This is a genomic window from Streptomyces sp. NPDC048411 (genome assembly GCF_040704695.1).
In the GTDB taxonomy this organism is placed as follows: Bacteria; Actinomycetota; Actinomycetes; order Streptomycetales; family Streptomycetaceae; genus Streptomyces.
The window spans coordinates 26160-42999 of sequence record NZ_JBEZKL010000018.1; the positions used below are offsets into that span (position 1 = coordinate 26160).

Sequence of the window (16840 nt, forward strand, 5' to 3'; positions counted from 1 at the left end):
GGACTGAGGAGAGATGGCACACAAGAAGGGCGCATCGTCCACCCGGAACGGGCGCGATTCCAACGCTCAGCGGCTCGGCGTCAAGCGCTTCGGCGGCCAGGCCGTCAACGCCGGTGAGATCCTGGTCCGCCAGCGCGGCACCCACTTCCACCCGGGCACGGGCGTTGGCCGTGGCGGCGACGACACGCTGTTCGCGCTCGCCGCTGGTGCGGTCGAGTTCGGCACCCACCGTGGCCGCAAGGTCGTGAACATCGTTCCGATCGCCGAGTAATTTCGGCGCTCGTCGAGCGGTTTCTGTGGAGGCGGACCTCACTTCCCGTATGGGAAGCGGGTCCGCCTTTCGCGTGTTTCTCCCAGGAGAGACAGCATGAGCTTGAAACATTTCTGCATGTATGTAACTGGAGGTTTCCACCATGACCACCTTCGTGGACCGCGTCGAGCTGCATGTCGCCGCGGGTAACGGAGGTCACGGCTGTGCCTCCGTTCACCGTGAGAAGTTCAAGCCGCTCGGCGGCCCGGACGGCGGCAACGGCGGCCGTGGCGGCGATGTGACCCTGGTCGTCGACCAGGACATCACCACGCTCCTCGACTACCACCACAGTCCGCACCGCAAGGCCACCAACGGCCAGCCCGGCGCGGGCGACAACCGCTCCGGCAAGGAGGGTCAGGACCTCGTCCTGCCGGTTCCCGACGGCACGGTCGTGCTCGACAGGAGCGGCAACGTGCTGGCCGACCTGGTCGGTCAGGGCACCACGTTCGTGGCCGGCCAGGGCGGCCGCGGCGGCCTCGGCAACGCGGCACTCGCCTCCGCCCGTCGCAAGGCCCCCGGCTTCGCGCTGCTCGGCGAGCCGGGCGAGTCCCGGGACATCGTTCTGGAGCTCAAGACCGTCGCCGACGTGGCTCTGGTGGGCTACCCGAGTGCCGGCAAGTCCTCGCTGATCTCGGTTCTGTCCGCGGCCAAGCCGAAGATCGCCGACTACCCGTTCACCACGCTCGTCCCGAACCTGGGCGTGGTCACCGCGGGCAGCACCGTCTACACCATCGCCGACGTCCCGGGCCTGATCCCGGGTGCCAGCCAGGGCAAGGGCCTCGGTCTGGAGTTCCTGCGGCACGTCGAGCGCTGCGCGGTCCTCGTGCACGTGCTGGACACGGCGACTCTGGAGTCCGACCGAGACCCGGTCTCCGACCTCGACATGATCGAGGAGGAGCTGAAGCAGTACGGCGGTCTCGACGAGCGGCCCCGGATCGTCGTTCTCAACAAGATCGACATCCCGGACGGCCAGGACCTCGCCGACATGATCCGACCGGAACTGGAGGAGCGCGGCTACCGCGTCTTCGAGGTGTCCGCCGTCGCCCGTACCGGCCTCAAGGAGCTCTCCTACGCGCTCGCCGGTGTGATCGCCGAGGCGCGTGCCGCCAAGCCCGTGGAGGAGGCGACCCGCATCGTCATCCGCCCGAAGGCCGTGGACGACGCGGGCTTCACCGTCACGCTGGAGGAGGATGGCATCTACCGGGTGCGCGGCGAGAAGCCGGAGCGCTGGGTGCGCCAGACCGACTTCAACAATGACGAGGCCGTCGGCTATCTCGCGGACCGGCTCAACCGTCTCGGTGTCGAGGACGAGCTGATGAAGGCCGGTGCCCGTGCGGGCGACGGTGTGGCCATCGGTGCCGAGGACAACGCGGTCGTCTTCGACTGGGAGCCGACCATGGCGGCGGGCGCGGAGATGCTCGGCCGGCGTGGCGAGGACCACCGTCTCGAAGCCCCGCGTCCGGCTGCTCAGCGCCGCCGCGACCGCGAGGCGGAGCGCGACGAGGTGGGCAAGGCGTACGAGGAGTTCGACCCGTTCGGATAGAAGACCCCCGGAGCCCGGAGCCCGGAGCCCGGAGCCCCGTCCCGCTTCTGTACGTCCCCGATCCCGGCCCTTGACCAGGTGGCCGGGATCGGCCGTTCCGACTGCTCCCGCAGGGGCTCGGCCTCCGGGTGATTCATGCTGCTCACCGGGAAGATGTGACTGTATGATCGCCGCGCTGTACGGAAATACTGAGTAAAGATTTGCATGGGGTGCAACCCTGTGATGCTTCCGCATGTCATGCCAGGCGAGGGATGCGCGGGTGCGTCCTCAACCAGGGGCGCGTGGGAGCGCGGAGACGCGCACGACGCCGCCCGGGGATCGCCGCGACTCGCGGCCCAGTCGAAAGACGCTAGTGAAGATTTCTTTTCTGGTACGAGACCTGTGCCACATGGGCGGGGTTGTGAGCGCCACGCAGAACCTCGCGGGCGCACTCGCTGCACGGCACCAGGTCGAGATCGTCGCCCTGCGCAAGGTGCGGGACGAGTCCTACTTCCCGCTCGATCCCAGGGTGTCCGTGCGCGTCCTCACCGACCTGCGCAAGCACTCCCCGGTGTCCGACCTGGACAACCCGCTGGTCGAGGTGTTCCCGAAGGTCTATCCGGTCGACCCGGCGGAGAAGAAGCCCGTGGTCAGCCGGCTCGCCGAGCTGCGGCTCCTGGAATTCCTCGCCACCACCGACGCGGATGTCGTGGTGAGCTCCAGCCCGCGGAACACGATCATGCTCTCGTACGCCGAGGGTGACTATCTGCGGGTCGCACAGGAGCACTCCATGCCCTCGATCTATGCGGAGTACTACCAAGGCCGGCTGTTCGAGGCGTATCACTCGCTGGACGCGCTCACCGCTCTCACGCCCGAAGAGGTTGAGAGCATCGGCAAGCAGGTGCCCGGCGTACGCAACCGGCTGGCGGTCATGCCGAACTGTGTGCCCGCCGCCCCAGTGCAGTCCAAGAGCACCAATAAGGTCATCATTGCCGCGGGTCTCCTCAAGGAGAACAAGAACTTCGCGGCGGTCGTGGACGCCTTCGCCACCGTGGTGCGCAAGCGTCCCGACTGGCGGCTGCGCATCTACGGGGGCGGCACCGAGAAAGCCAATCTGCGCAAGCAGATCGAGGGTCTGGGCCTCCATAACGCGGTGACGCTGATGGGCCCGGCCGCCCCGGTTTCCCCTGAGTTCAGCAAGGGCTCGATCTTCGTCCTCCCGTCGAAGCGCGAGGCATTCGGGAACGTGATCGTCGAGGCGATGGCCGCGGGACTGCCCGTCGTCAGCACCGATGCCGACCACGGACCCCGCAACATCATCACGCAGGGCGAGGACGGCCTCATCGTCCCGGGCGGCGACACGGGCGCCATGGCCGAGGCCATCCTCGAACTGGCCGAGGACGACGGGCGCCGTCGGCGGATGGGTGAGGCCGCGGTACGTAACGCCGTGCGCTTCCACGAGGCAGCCAGCTGCGAGCGCTTCGAGGCGATCCTGCACGAGGCGTTCGCCCGCCGGGCGCTGCCCACGCACGCCACCGCGCGGGTGGACGCCGAGGGCTCGGTCCACATCGAGGTCGGTGCGCTGCCCGAGGGCGTGCACCAGGCCGATGTGGTCTGCAACCGGGTCGGGAAGCTGGACCAGGAGGAAAGTTTTGCCCTGACGCCCGGGGGCGCCACGGTGATCCCGTGGCGCGGCGGACTTCCGACCGGGACCTGGGAGCTGTCCATCCGTACGGCTGTGGGCCACGAGGTCCCGCTCCGCACGGATGGTTACGGCGTGGACGTGAGAGATCTGCTCAATGTGCCGTTGCCGCGTGAGAACGGCGCCCCCGCCATGGAGCTGCTCCTGCCGCACCGGGGCGGGAACGACCGCCTTCGGATCCGCAGCGTGGTGCGCGACTCCCATGTGGAGGTCGACACCCTGATGGTCTCCACCGAGACCGTCGAGGTCGAGGCAGGCTACTGGGGCGGTGAGCTCGGCCGTGGCGCCGTGCTGGAAGCTGTGCACCGCAGGAACAAGAAGCGGGTGCTGTCCTTCCCGGTGGTGGCCGTGGAAGGCACTCGGATCACCGCGCGGATCGACTGTGATCTGCTGGTCGCCGAGCACGACGGCCCGGAGCTGATCTGGGACATGTGGCTGCGGCCCGCGGAAGGCGCCGAACGCACCGAGGTCGGCAAGCTGGCCACCGATGTACTGGAGCCGATTGGGGTGTTCACCTTTCCCCGGCCGGTGATCCAGGTGCCCGAGCCGAAGGCCACGCTGCTGGCCAAGCTGAGCCGCCGGGTGAACCGTACGCTGCACGGTGCCAAGCCCGAGCCGCGCCCGGTGGCCGGGATCGAGATCAGACCGTATTTCACGACGCGTTCGCAGCTCGCCTTCAAGACGGTGGACGTACTGCCGTAGCGGTCGGACACGGCAAAGGGGCGGGCCCCGGGGATTCCCCCCGGGGCCCGCCCCCTTCTCTCGTTCCTCGCTTCGCGCGCGGTTACTCCTTGTCGGCGAGCTCGGTGGCCTGCTGCAGCATGTGGTCGATGACCCGCTGGGACGCCGAGCCGTCGTCCAGGTCGCAGAACAGGTGGTGGAAGCGGTCGAAGCGCTCGCTGTACCGGGGCCAGACAGTGTCGATGTCCCGGATCGAGTCGATCAGTTCGGTCGAGGTGCGGACCAGCGGGCCGGGGGAGTCCTCCTCGAAGTCGAAGTAGAACCCGCGCAGGGTGTCGCGGTAGTGCTCCAGGTCGTACGTGAAGAAGAGCATCGGCCGCTTGAGGTGGGCGTAGTCGAACATCACGGACGAGTAGTCGGTGATCATGATGTCGGAGGCCAGATACAGATCGGCGATGTCCGGGTACTCGGAGACGTCCCAGACGAAGCCGTTCCCGGCCCCCGGCACGGCGTCGACCACGTTGGAGTGGCGGCGGATCAGCAGGACGTGGTCGTCCCCGAGACGGCGGCGCGCGTCGTCCAGGTCCAGTCGCAGATCGAACAGGTACTGGCCGGCGCTGTGCGACTGGTCGTCGCGCCAGGTCGGCGCGTAGAGGACGACCTTCTTTCCGGCGGGCAGACCGAGCTTCTCCTTGACCCGCTCGACGATCTTCTCCCGGTCGGGGGAGTAGAGATAGTCGTTGCGCGGGTAGCCGGCCTCGAGGATTTCGCCGTTGTACGAGAAGGCGCGCTTCAGGATGGGCGTGCTGAACCGGTTGGACGAGACGAGCAGGCTCCAGTTGTTCGCCTCGAGCGCCAGCCGGTTCTGGTACTCGCGGTCGAAGTAGAGCGTCTCGATGTCATGGCCGATCTTCTTCAGCATCGTGCCGTGCCAGGTCTGCACGATCACCTGGCCGGGGCGGCGCACCACCCACTCGGGCAGGTGCCCGTTCGTGACGATGTACCGGGACCTGGACAGGGCCTCGAACCACTCGCGGCCCCACATGCGGACCTTCTCCGTGGCCGGTGGCAGGACGACCTGCCCGTCGCGGACGGCCCACAGGTGCTTGAGGTCACTGCCGCGGCGCAGCAGCTCCTCGTGGATGGCACGGGGGCTGTCGGAGTACTGCTTGCCGTTGTAGCTCAGGTAGAAGACCTGGTCGAGCAGCGGCTTCTCGCGGCCGGGCTCGTACACCTCGCGGCGCAACTGCAGCTGCCGGTACGGGCCGAGCTCCATGTCGCTCAGCTCGGAACGGCAGTTGAGCTGCGGGAAGTCGCCCCAGCGGTGCTCGAACCAGTAGCGGCGGCCGCCCAGTTCGGTGCGCAGCGGGAACTGGGCGGTGGCGAGCCGGTCGATGACGAAGGCCGCGTCCGGGACGTCCTCCTGTCCGGACCTCAGGAAGAGGTTCCACCGTCCCGCCTTGAGCGGAACCTGGCCGGAGCCGCCCATGACCGACGGGTCGAAGGAGGTGGTGAAGGTCCCGTCCGCGGCCCACTGGACGGCTGTCACTCGCTCGTCGAAGCGGTTTCGGGCCTTGAGGACCAGATCGGCGCCGACGAGCCGGGGGCTCGTGTGGCCACTGACGACGATGTGGCCGTCGCGCTCGGCGACGTCGGTGATCACGACACGCCGCGTCCGGCCGATGATCTTCAGATAGCCGTTGTGGCCCGAGACCAGGGCCAGCTCCTGATGGGCGCCCTCGTCGCCGAAGCTCTCCGGCAGGTCGAGGCGGAGGTCGGCCAGGCCCTCCCGGACGACGCTGCTGAACTGGCGCTCCGTGCCGTCGGAGTCCGTGGCGAGCAGGGCCGTGCTCCACAGCCGGCGCTCGGGACGGGCCTTCTCGTCCACCGCGTCGGTGGCGAGCAGGGCCACCTCGGCGACGGGTACGCGCACGCGGAACGTGGCGGTGTCGCCGGTCCGCTCCACGGCTGCCGGGAACTTCTTGATCTCACCGCTCTTGGGGTTGGTCAGCCGCAGGTCGAGCGTCTCGCTCTGCTTCAGCGTGACCCGCAGCTCGCCCCGGATCTCCAGCTGGTCGCCGTCCAGCCGGCGGTCGGTGACGAGGGCGAGGACCTTCTCGATGCGGAGCTTGAGCGCGCTGCGCTCGACGCTGGGCAGCAGCCGGAAGTCCTTGTCGAGCCACTGGTACGGCGGGAAGTTGGCCGCAGACCCGCCGCGCGCCCACACACCGCTGCGCCGCACCAGGCCCGAGGAGTAGACGTTGATGCCGACGTGCCACAGACCCTCCTGCCAGGTGCCGCCCTTACGGAACTTGGCGGGGTCGAGTTCGAGCTCCCAGCCGGCCCAGTCGTAGTTGTAGCGCTTCTGGCCGGAGCCGGTGGTGCACTCGGGGCGGTGGACGTTCTTCGCGGGCAGGAACAGCCGGCGCCGCGAGTTGTCCCGCTTGAGCTGGACGACCTTGATACTGCTGCGCTTCGACGACATGTCGATCTTGTCGATCCAGGCGTCGCCGGACAGTACCAGCCGGCCGTCCTTCCACTCGACCGAGCGCAGCGGCGCGCGCAGGTCCAGGTCCCGGTCGATACGCAGCGCGGACTTGGGCAGCTCGACGGAGCTCGACTCCAGCGGTGCGAAGCTCGCGTACTTGCGGAAGCCGCCGGAGACCTCGACGGGCTCCTTGCGGCGCTGCGAGGCCAGCAGCGCGATCAGCTCAGGCATGGCGTGCTTACGCACGAGGAGCCACTGCACCCGCAGGTCCGCGGGCAGGGCCATGACGATCTGCGGGTCGATCGTGTCGAGGTAGCGGTTGGCGGCCTCGAGGAACGCCTCGTGGAACTCTGCGGTCGCGTCGGGCAGCACCCGCAGGAACAGCCGCAGGTCGTCACGGAGTACGCGGTCGTCGTACTGCCGCTTGTACTCGGCGAACTCGGGGCCCTGCTGCTGGGAGAGGAAGTCGCTGACCAGGCTCACCGCGGTGACCCGGTCCCTGATCGCCTGGGGCTCCCGGCGGCGTTGGGTGATCGACGGGGCGGACTCGCCCTCGCGCAGCCGCCAGAAGTAGGTCGGCTCACCGATGATGTCGACCGCTTCGGCCTGGTAATGGGCCGGCAGGACGACGGGGATGTCCTCGTGCAGGATGCCCTCGGGGAAGGCGAACCCGTGCTTCTCCCAGAAGGTGCGCCGGAACACCTTGTTGCAGGCGATGCGGTCGGCGACGAGCTTGGGGTTCTTCGAGATGTGCGTCCGCTTGCGGGCCTCGCCCGCCAGCATCTTGAGCAGCGGCACCTGCCAGGACTTCTCGCCCTTGAGGTGGAAGACGTTCCCGGTGGCGAAGTCGGAGCCGCTTTCGTCGAGGCTCGCGGTCATCATCCGGTAGGCGTCCGGCGGGATGATGTCGTCGCTGTCGACGAAGGTCAGGAACTCCGCGTGGGGCGATATGTGCGCGATACCCGTGTTGCGGGCCGCGCCGAGACCGCCGTTCTCCTTGCGTATGAGGGTGAACCGAGGGTCGCGGGCCGCGTATTCGGCGGCTATCGCCGCGGAGTTGTCCGGGGACCCGTCGTCCACCATCAGGACTTCGATCTCACGCAGCGTCTGCGACGCCAGCGAGGCGAGGCAGGCCGGGAGATAGCGCTCCACGTTGTAGATGGGGACGATGACACTGAGCCGAGGGGCCATGTCTTTTCAGGATTCCTTTCGGGTCAGACCCGCTCGACCGGTTCGAGCGCCTGGACTGGGGTGGGTACCGGCTTGCGGTCGGCGAGCGGCACGACGGGAAGGAGTTTTTCCTCGCCCAGGAAGACTTTGCGGACGACACGCTCCGACGCGTGTCCGTCGTCGTAGTCGCAGAAGCGATCGCGGAACGCGCTGCGGAGGGCGGCGGCGCTCTCGCTGCGCCACTCGTCGGACCGGAGCGTCTCGGTGAGCTGCGCCTGGCTGGTCGCAACGGCGCCGGGGGGCTCGGCCATCAGATCGAAGTACGTACCGCGGACCACCTTGTAGGTGTCCCAGTCGTCGGCGAAAATTACGATCGGCCGGTCAAGATTCGCATAGTCGAACATCGCTGACGAGTAGTCGGTGATCAGGGCGTCCGAGGCCAGGTAGAGGTCCTCGACGCGCTGGTGCGCCGAGACATCGATGATGCGGCCGCTGGTCTGGAGCTCGGCCAGCCGGCCGTTCGGCTTGTAGAAGTAGTGGCCGCGCACCAGGAGGGTGACGTCCTCGCCCAGTTCATCGGCCAGCCGAGGCAGGTCGAGCCGCGGGGTGAAGTCCTTCTGGTACTCGCGATGGGTCGGCATGTACAGGAAGACCCTGGCGCCGTCCTTCAGCCCGAGCTCGCGGCGGGCCCGGGCCACATCCGAGGCGGTGGCGTTGACCAGGACGTCATTACGCGGATAACCGGTCTCCAGGGAGGTGTACCGGCACGGGTACACCCGCTCCCACACCGTGGTCGAGAACCGGTTGGCGGAGAGACTGTAGTCCCAGCGGTCGCAGCGCTTGAGCAGGTCCTCGAAGTCCATGTTCGTGGACGCCGGGAAGTTCATCTGATCGAGCCCCATGATCTTCAATGGGGTGCCGTGATGGGTCTGCAGATGGATCTGGCCCTCGCGCTTGACCACCGCGTTGGCGAAGTTCACGTTGTTGACCAGGTATTTGGCGCGCGCCACCGCCGTCCAGTACGAACGGGAGCCCACGACCACCACGTCGACACCCTTGGGCACGCGGCCGACCTGGTCGGCCCTGACCGCCCAGACCCGGCGGATGTGCGGGGCCAGCCGGGCCAGTTCGGCGTCGATGGCCGCGGGGTTGCAGGAGTAGCCGCGGCTCCAGTAGGCGGAGAACACGGCCAGATTGTCGTCCAGTCCCATCCTCAGCTGGGACTGGTAGAACATCCCCATGGCGGCGCGCTTGGCACGGCCGACGCGCTCGCGGTTGCGCAGGCGGGACCGGTTGCGCAGCCGACGGGCCCGGGTGGCGGCAGCCAGTGTCGGATAGGAGCCCATGCCGAGCAGCGCGTATTTGTGGCCGCGGCCGCCGGGGGGGCGTACGAAGCCGTCCGGCAGCCTGCGCTTGTAGTCCGCGGACGCGCGGTGGAAGAACTCGGACCGTGCGTTCCGCGGCAGCCGGCCCGGCTTTTCCATGATGGTCAGATAGTGGTCGGTCATTTTCCGGAAGAGCGCCGGCCGCCACTGGTCGAGCTCGGGGCGCGCGTCCAGATAGGAAAAAACGCGGTCGTACTGGTCGAACACATCGAAGTGCTTGCGGCTGACCGTACGGAGGATGTTGCCGCCCTCGCGGCGCTGCCGGTAGAGGACGCACGTGCGGTCGAGCACCGCCATCCGGTCCGCTGTTATCAGCGTCGAGTACGTCCAGGGGGCGTCCTCGTAATAACCGGGCGGGAACTGGAAGCCGTGCTGGGTGACGAAATCGCGCCGGTATGCCTTGTTCCATACGATCTGCAACAGGTCCAGCAGCTCCGGCCGGTCCGCCAACGAGAAGACCGCGGGGCCGGTCTCGGTGAGCAGGTCGGCGCGCTGGTTCGGGAAGAGCCGGCCGTCCCAGTAGGCGCGCGTGTAGTCGAAGATCAGGACGTCGGGGTCGTCCGTCGCGTCGAGCCGCCGCGCGATGGCGCTCAGGGACCCGGGCGCAAGGGTGTCGTCGCTGTCCAGGAACAGCAGGTAGTCACCGGTTGCCAGTTCGATGCCGGCGTTGCGGGCGCGGCCGAGGCCCACATTCTCGGCGAGGTGCAGGACACGCACGCGGGAGTCGCGACGGGCGAACTCGTCCATGATCTCGCCTGAACCGTCCGGCGAGCAGTCGTCGACAGCAACGACCTCGAAGTCGGTGAAGTCCTGCTGGAGTACGGAGTCGATGCACTCCCGGATGTACCCCTGCACATTGTATGCAGGCACGATGAGTGTCAGTCGAGGCATCCTTCACCCGTCCAGAGAGCTGTCGAGGGGCCATGTGGCGGCACCGATTCCTGCTGCCGGACGGCGAGACGGCCCCGGAGCACCCGGACAGCCTAATTGATCGTCGTCGTCGCGCCGTGGCCCTGCGTTGGCCTGGACGTCACCCGGCAGTGTTCGTCCTGGCATCTTCCCCACGAGGGGGCATATTGAACGGTAGTACTGATCTGTTCTATTTGCTCGACTCCATTTTTCCCACACGTAGAGTGAAGCCGATGGTTTGACCTTGCATAGGAGACGCGCAAATGGCCTGGATGGTTACAGGTGGGGCGGGATACATCGGCGCGCACGTCGTGCGTGCGATGCTCGCGGGCGGTCAGTCGGTCGTCGTGTACGACGACCTGTCGACGGGAAGCGCCGAGAAGGTGCCCGCCGGGGTGCCCCTGGTGATCGGCAGCGTACTCGACCGACAGCAGCTCGACGCGGCGATCCGTGACCACGGTGTAACAGGTGTGGTGCACGTCGCGGCAAAGAAGCAGGTGGGAGAGTCCGTCGAGCGGCCGCTCCACTACTACCGGGAGAACGTGACCGGGCTCGAGACTCTTCTGGAGAGCATGGTCGCGGCGGGCGTCGACCGGCTGGTGTTCTCCTCTTCGGCCGCCGTCTACGGCATGCCGGATGTGGAACTCGTCACGGAGGACACCCCGTGCCTGCCGATGAGCCCGTACGGCGAGACGAAGCTCGTCGGCGAATGGCTGATCCATGCGGCCGCTCGGGCCCACGGGCTGCGCTGCGCCTCGCTCCGTTACTTCAATGTCGCGGGTGCCGCCTCCCCCGAGCTCGCCGACACCGGGGTGTTCAATCTCATCCCGATGGTCTTCGAGCGACTGGAGGCCGGTGAGGGCCCGAGGATCTTCGGCGACGACTATGAGACGCCCGACGGCACGTGCGTCCGCGACTACATCCATGTGGAGGACATCGCCTCCGCGCACCTTGCGGCTGCGCGCCGGCTCGACGAGGCCGAGCGCGGTACCGACCTCACGCTCAATATCGGCCGCGGTGAGGGCAGCTCCGTGAAGGAGATGGTCGACCGGATCCTCAAGGTGACCGGCCGGGGCGAGCTCACCCCGGAGGTGACGGCCCGCCGTCCCGGCGACCCGGCGCGCGTCGTCGCCGGGGCCGACCGGATCCGGACGGAGCTGGGCTGGTCGGCTGTGTACGGAGTGGACGAGATGATCGACTCCGCGTGGCAGGGCTGGCTCCATCACCACCCGTAACGCCGCTCCGCCGCCACTCGTAGGCTCCGCCACTCGTGACGAACAGCGACGGTGAAGGGGCCCGCATTCCTGCGGGCCCCTTCACCGTCGTGTCGATTATCTGTCACAGGGGAAGAAATGTGCGATGCGGGAAAATGTTTTCTGGTGTCAATCGGGCGCATCTCGATTCCGTGGGTCCATTCGTGGCAGATCGGACAAAGAATCTCAGTAAAATCGCCCCGAAGGTCGCGGCCGCGACATGGCCGGAGTCTCACCATCGGGCAGGGAAAATGAAAGCTCTCGTACTTTCCGGTGGGGCCGGCACCCGGCTCCGTCCCATTACGCACACCTCTGCCAAACAGCTGGTACCGGTGGCGAACAAGCCGGTGCTGTTCTACGGCCTGGAAGCCATCGCGGAAGCGGGCATCACCGAGGTCGGCATCATTGTGGGCGACACCGCCGCAGAGATTCGCGCGGCCGTCGGTGACGGTTCCCGGTTCGGCATCGAGGTCACGTACATTCCGCAGGACGAGCCGCTCGGGCTGGCGCACGCGGTGCTGATCGCCCAGCGCTTCCTGGGGGGCGACGACTTCGTCATGTACCTCGGTGACAACTTCATCGTCGGCGGGATCGCCGGTCTGGTCGAGGAATTCCGTGTCGACCGGCCCGATGCGCAGATCCTGCTGACCCGGGTGCCCGACCCGAGCGCCTTCGGTGTCGCCGAACTCGACGGCGACGGCCGGGTGGCGGCGCTGGAGGAGAAACCGAAGGAGCCGAAGAGCGATCTGGCGCTGGTCGGCGTCTACCTCTTCACCTCCGTCATCCATGAGGCCGTGCGCTCCATCGCACCCTCCTGGCGGGGCGAACTGGAGATCACGCACGCCATCCAGTGGCTGATCGACCAGCAGCGCGACGTCCGTTCCACCACGATCCGCGGGTACTGGAAGGACACCGGCAACGTCACCGACATGCTGGAGGTCAACCGGACGGTGCTGGAGACCGTCGAGCCCTCGGTCGAAGGCGCCGATGTCGACGGCGAGAGCGAGATCATCGGCCGGGTCCGGATCGAGGCGGGCGCCAAGGTGAGCGGCAGCCGGATCGTGGGTCCCGCGATCATCGGAGCCCGTTCGGTGATCAGTGGCGCGTATGTCGGTCCGTTCACCTCGGTCTCGGAGGACTGCCGGATCGAGGACAGCGAGATCGAGTACTCCATCGTCCTGCGGGGCGCCTCGATCGACGGTGTCCGCCGCGTCGAGGCGTCGCTCATCGGCCATGACGTCGAAGTGACCCCCGCGCCCCGTTCCCCGTCCGCTCACCGACTCGTGCTCGGTGACCACAGCAAGGTGCAGATCTCCTCATGACCACCCGCATCCTGGTGACCGGCGGGGCCGGTTTCATCGGCTCGCACTACGTCCGTACGGTGCTCGGCCCGCAGGGGCCCGGACATGTCGCCGTCACGGTGGTCGACAAGCTCACCTACGCGGGCAACCCCGCCAACCTCGACGAGGTCCGCGACCACCCCGGCTTCGCGTTCGTGCAGGGGGACATCTGCGATGCGGAGCTGGTCGCCGAACTGATGGCTGAGCACGACCAGGTGGTGCACTTCGCCGCCGAGTCCCACGTGGACCGCTCCATCGACGGCGGCGCCGAGTTCGTCCGTACGAATGTGGTGGGCACCCACACGCTGGTCCACGCCGCGCATCTGGCCGGCATCGAGACCTTCGTACACATCTCCACCGACGAGGTCTACGGCTCGATCGACGTGGGCTCCTGGCCCGAGACCGACCCGCTGGTACCCAACTCGCCGTACTCCGCGGCCAAGGCGTCCAGCGACCTGATCGCCCTCTCGTACCACCGCACCCACCGACTCGACGTGCGCGTGACCCGCTGCTCCAACAACTACGGGCACCACCACTTCCCCGAGAAGGTCATCCCGCTGTTCGTCACGAACCTGCTGGACGGCAAGCCGGTCCCGCTGTACGGCGACGGTGCCAACGTCCGCGACTGGCTGCACATCGACGATCATGTGCAGGGCATCGAACTGGTCCGCACGAAGGGCCGCGCCGGAGAGGTCTACAACATCGGCGGCGGCACCGAGCTCTCCAACAAGGAGCTCACCGCCCTGCTACTGGACGCCTGTGGCGCCGACTGGGAGACCGGTGTCATCCAGGTGGAGGACCGCAAGGGCCATGACCGCCGCTACTCCGTCGATTGCACGAAGATCCGCACGGAGCTCGGCTACGAGCCCCGCAAAGACTTCCGTACCGGTCTTGCCGAGACCGTGCAGTGGTACCGGGACAACCGGCCCTGGTGGGAGCCGCTGAAGGAGAGGGCCGCGCTGTGAGCCCCGTCTGGCTGGTCACCGGAGCTGCCGGGATGCTCGGCCGGGACGTCCTGGCCCGGCTCGCAGGCGAGTCTGTCACCGCGGTCGCCGCGAACCGCGTGGCCCTCGACATCGCGGACCCCGCCTCGGTGCATGCGGCCTTCGATTTCCACCGCCCGGCCCTCGTGGTGAACTGCGCCGCCTGGACAGCCGTCGACGACGCCGAGTCCCAGGAGGAGGCGGCACTGCGGGTCAACGGCACGGGCCCCGAGACCCTCGCCGCGGCCTGCCGTGAGCAAGGCGCCGTGCTCCTTCACGTCTCCACCGACTATGTCTTTGCCGGGGACGCCGAGAAGCCGTACCCGGAGGACGCCGCCGCCGGGCCGCGCAGCGCCTACGGTCGGACCAAACTGGCCGGGGAACGCGCGGTGTCGGACACCCTTCCGGACACCGGGTACGTGGTCCGTACCGCCTGGCTGTACGGGGCGGGCGGACCCAACTTCGTGCGTACGATGATCAAACTCGAGGGCGTCAAGGACATCCTCGACGTGGTCGACGACCAGCGCGGGCAGCCCACGTGGACTGCCGATCTGGCCGACCGGCTCGTCCGGCTCGGACAGGCCGCGCTGGCCGGCACCGCCCCCGCGGGCATCTACCACGGCACCAGCGGCGGGGAGACGAGCTGGTTCGGCTTCACCCGGGAGATCTTCCGGCTGCTCGGGGCCGACCCGGCGCGCGTCCGCCCCACCACCAGCGACGCCTTCGTCCGGCCCGCTCCCCGACCCGCCTTCAGTGTGCTCGGCCACGACCGCTGGGCGGCTGCCGGAATGGGGCCGATCCGTGACTGGCGGACGGCGCTGGAAGAAGCGTTTCCGGACCTGCTCGCAGCGGAACGGCGCAGCGCGCAGCAGTGACCTCGGCCTGTGAGCTCCGCTGACTCGCGCTCGGGGGCGACCGCACTTCCCGCGCTGTCCCGGTCGGTTCAGCCTCGGGCGCGCAGCTCCGCGTAGTACGCCTGACAGGCGTCGTACGACGGCAGCAATCCCTGCTCCTCGGCCTCGGCCAGCGAGGGTGCGGCGGCATCCTTGTCGGAGAGCAGGGGCGTGACGCCCTCGGGCCATGTGATGCCCAGCTCGGGGTCGAGCGGATTGATGCCGCGTTCACGACCGGGCGCGTAGCCCTCGGAACAGAGGTAGACGACCGCCGTGTCGTCGGTCAGCGCCATGAAGGAGTGGCCGAGCCCCTCGGCGACGTAGACGGCGTGATGAACCACGTCATCGAGGCGTACGGCTTCCCACTGCTTGTACGTGGGCGAACCGACCCGGATGTCCACGATGACGTCGAGCACCACGCCCCGTACACATGTGACGTACTTGGCCTGGCTCGGCGGCACATCGGCGAAGTGGATGCCGCGCAGGGTTCCCCGGCTGGAGATCGAGAAGTTGGCCTGCGCCAGCTGCAGACCGTGTCCGGCGGCATCGTTGAGGTCGGATCTCTTGAACCACTCGTGGAAGCTGCCGCGACTGTCCGGGAAGAGCTTGGGCTCATGCACCCAGGCCCCTGGGAAGGAGAGCTGCCGCATGCGATCACATCCTTGTTCCGGCGCTTGAGGCGGACGGGATTGGCAACGGTCAATTAAACGGGAATTGTCGCCGCCCATGGCCGCGATGAATGAGATGTCCCGAGGGTCAATTGGATTGACGCACAATGGTGGGGACCGTCTACAGCGGTACGCAATATGTGAATAATTTGATGTGACTTTCGTTGTCGCGCCACTCATCGGCTGTGCGGTCATTACTTCGCGACCGGAAGACGGAAAACGGGAATCCGATTATCGGGAGCGTCTGTTCGGTCCGGCGATCCACCCCACTCGCGTACCCTGACGGCCAGGCAGACGCAGCCGATGAAGACGACGAGGGCAGGAACGTGCACGTGGCAGGGGCAAGGCAGGGCGTGACCGAAGCGCACAGGATCGTGATCAAGGTCGGTTCCTCGTCCCTCACCACCGCGGCCGGGGGCCTCGACGCCGACCGGGTCGACGCACTCGTCGACGTGCTCGCCAAGGTCAGGAGCGGCGGGGAGAAGGAGATCGTCCTCGTCTCCTCCGGTGCCATCGCGGCCGGACTCGCACCGCTCGGCCTGGTGCGCCGGCCCAAGGACCTCGCCAGGCAGCAGGCCGCGGCCAGCGTGGGCCAGGGGCTGCTCGTCGCCCGCTACACCGCCTCCTTCGCGCGGTACGGCGTACGCGTCGGCCAGGTGCTGCTGACCAGCAACGACACCAGCCGCCGCGCCCACTACCGCAACGCCTACCGCACCCTGGACCAGCTTCTGGACATGGGTGCGCTCCCGATCGTCAACGAGAACGACACCGTGGCCACCGACGAGATCCGGTTCGGCGACAACGACCGGCTCGCCGCGCTCGTCGCCCACCTCGTCCGCGCCGACCTGCTGGTTCTCCTCTCCGACGTCGACGGTCTCTACGACGGCGACCCCAGCACCCCCGGCACCACACGCATCGCCGAGGTGACGGGCCCCGCCGACCTGGCGGGCGTCACCATCGGCAGCGCCGGAAAGGCGGGCGTCGGCACCGGCGGCATGGTCACCAAGGTCGAAGCCGCCCGGATCGCCACGGCCGCCGGGGTGCCGGTCGTGCTGACCTCCGCGAGCCGCGCCGCCGACGCCCTCGCGGGCCGCGACACCGGTACGTACTTCCACCGCACCGGACGCCGCTCGGCCGACCGGTTGCTCTGGCTGGCGCACGCCTCCACCCCGCAAGGATGGCTGACCCTGGACGACGGGGCCGTACGGGCCGTCGTCGAGCGCCACAGCTCGCTCCTGCCGGCCGGAATCGCCGCGGTCGACGGCGAGTTCACCGCGGGGGACCCGGTGGAGCTGCGCGACCTGCGCGGCCGCCCCGTGGCCCGCGGACTCGTCAACTTCGACGCCAAGGAAATTCCGCAGCTGCTCGGGCGCTCCACCCGTGACCTGGCACGCGAGCTCGGACCGGCGTACGAGCGCGAGGTCGTACACAGGGACGATCTGGTTCTCCTGCACCACTGACCGGCCCCCTGAATCGGCTGAAAGTCCGGACTTCCGGCGGAGACCTTCACGAAAACCGCCCCACGCCCGGCCCTGG

General features: G+C 68.0%; 11 protein-coding genes. 8 read left to right on the plus strand and 3 right to left on the minus strand.

The window, feature by feature from the left end:
- Positions 1–13: 13 nt before the first annotated feature.
- The 3 genes from rpmA (at position 14) to AB0915_RS09675 (ending at position 4236) form a co-directional block, all read left to right on the plus strand.
- Complete coding sequence (gene rpmA / locus AB0915_RS09665; protein ID WP_028813462.1) at positions 14–271, plus strand: 50S ribosomal protein L27; 258 nt, start codon at positions 14–16, stop codon at positions 269–271.
- 142 nt (positions 272–413) lie between these two features.
- On the plus strand, positions 414–1853 hold the full coding sequence (gene obgE / locus AB0915_RS09670) for a GTPase ObgE (protein WP_366690551.1): 1440 nt from the start codon (positions 414–416) through the stop codon (positions 1851–1853).
- A 400-nt stretch (positions 1854–2253) separates the two neighbouring features.
- The gene (locus AB0915_RS09675; RefSeq protein WP_366690552.1) at positions 2254–4236 is read left to right on the plus strand and encodes a glycosyltransferase; all 1983 of its coding nucleotides are present in this window, start codon (positions 2254–2256) and stop codon (positions 4234–4236) included.
- An 82-nt stretch (positions 4237–4318) separates the two neighbouring features.
- Here the strand turns inward: AB0915_RS09675 and AB0915_RS09680 are convergent, their stop codons facing one another.
- Together AB0915_RS09680 and AB0915_RS09685 are read right to left on the minus strand one after the other, a co-directional pair.
- The gene (locus AB0915_RS09680) at positions 4319–7894 is read right to left on the minus strand and encodes a CDP-glycerol glycerophosphotransferase family protein (RefSeq protein ID WP_366690553.1); all 3576 of its coding nucleotides are present in this window, start codon (positions 7892–7894) and stop codon (positions 4319–4321) included.
- Between the two features lie 23 nt (positions 7895–7917).
- A complete protein-coding gene (locus AB0915_RS09685) occupies positions 7918–10149 on the minus strand; it encodes a CDP-glycerol glycerophosphotransferase family protein (RefSeq protein WP_366690554.1) in 2232 nt (743 codons plus the stop codon).
- A gap of 281 nt (positions 10150–10430) precedes the next feature.
- Between AB0915_RS09685 and galE the strand changes: the two genes are divergently transcribed.
- From galE to rfbD, 4 genes are all read left to right on the plus strand, one after another.
- Complete coding sequence (gene galE, locus AB0915_RS09690; RefSeq protein ID WP_366690555.1) at positions 10431–11402, plus strand: UDP-glucose 4-epimerase GalE; 972 nt, start codon at positions 10431–10433, stop codon at positions 11400–11402.
- Positions 11403–11671: 269 nt separating this feature from the next.
- Entirely contained in the window at positions 11672–12742 is a 1071-nt protein-coding gene (locus AB0915_RS09695) for a glucose-1-phosphate thymidylyltransferase (protein ID WP_366690556.1), read from the plus strand.
- Positions 12739–13725 (plus strand): dTDP-glucose 4,6-dehydratase, encoded by a 987-nt coding sequence (rfbB, locus tag AB0915_RS09700; RefSeq protein WP_366690557.1) that lies wholly within the window; start codon positions 12739–12741, stop codon positions 13723–13725. Before AB0915_RS09695 ends, rfbB begins: the two co-directional genes overlap by 4 nt.
- Positions 13722–14618: a dTDP-4-dehydrorhamnose reductase gene (rfbD, locus tag AB0915_RS09705; protein WP_366690558.1), complete on the plus strand. Its 897-nt coding sequence runs from the start codon at positions 13722–13724 to the stop codon at positions 14616–14618. Before rfbB ends, rfbD begins: the two co-directional genes overlap by 4 nt.
- Positions 14619–14686: 68 nt before the next feature.
- Here rfbD and rfbC read toward each other — a convergent pair whose 3' ends face one another.
- Positions 14687–15286, minus strand: a complete 600-nt coding sequence (gene rfbC, locus AB0915_RS09710; protein WP_366690559.1) for a dTDP-4-dehydrorhamnose 3,5-epimerase — start codon at positions 15284–15286, stop codon at positions 14687–14689.
- Positions 15287–15657: 371 nt separating this feature from the next.
- Here rfbC and proB point away from each other — a divergent pair, with 371 nt between their 5' ends.
- Positions 15658–16764 carry a glutamate 5-kinase gene (gene proB, locus AB0915_RS09715; RefSeq protein ID WP_366690560.1) on the plus strand — a complete coding sequence of 369 codons (1107 nt, stop codon included), beginning with the start codon at positions 15658–15660 and terminating at the stop codon, positions 16762–16764.
- Positions 16765–16840: the final 76 nt, after the last annotated feature.

Excerpts from the sequence above, each read along its gene's own strand:
- rpmA (WP_028813462.1), top strand. The coding sequence starts at position 14 with ATGGCACACAAGAAGGGCGCATCGTCCACCCGGAACGGGCGCGATTCC.
- obgE (WP_366690551.1), top strand. The coding sequence starts at position 414 with ATGACCACCTTCGTGGACCGCGTCGAGCTGCATGTCGCCGCGGGTAAC.
- AB0915_RS09680 (WP_366690553.1), bottom strand. The coding sequence starts at position 7,894 with ATGGCCCCTCGGCTCAGTGTCATCGTCCCCATCTACAACGTGGAGCGC.
- AB0915_RS09685 (WP_366690554.1), bottom strand. The coding sequence starts at position 10,149 with ATGCCTCGACTGACACTCATCGTGCCTGCATACAATGTGCAGGGGTAC.
- galE (WP_366690555.1), top strand. The coding sequence starts at position 10,431 with ATGGCCTGGATGGTTACAGGTGGGGCGGGATACATCGGCGCGCACGTC.
- AB0915_RS09695 (WP_366690556.1), top strand. The coding sequence starts at position 11,672 with ATGAAAGCTCTCGTACTTTCCGGTGGGGCCGGCACCCGGCTCCGTCCC.
- rfbB (WP_366690557.1), top strand. The coding sequence starts at position 12,739 with ATGACCACCCGCATCCTGGTGACCGGCGGGGCCGGTTTCATCGGCTCG.
- rfbC (WP_366690559.1), bottom strand. The coding sequence starts at position 15,286 with ATGCGGCAGCTCTCCTTCCCAGGGGCCTGGGTGCATGAGCCCAAGCTC.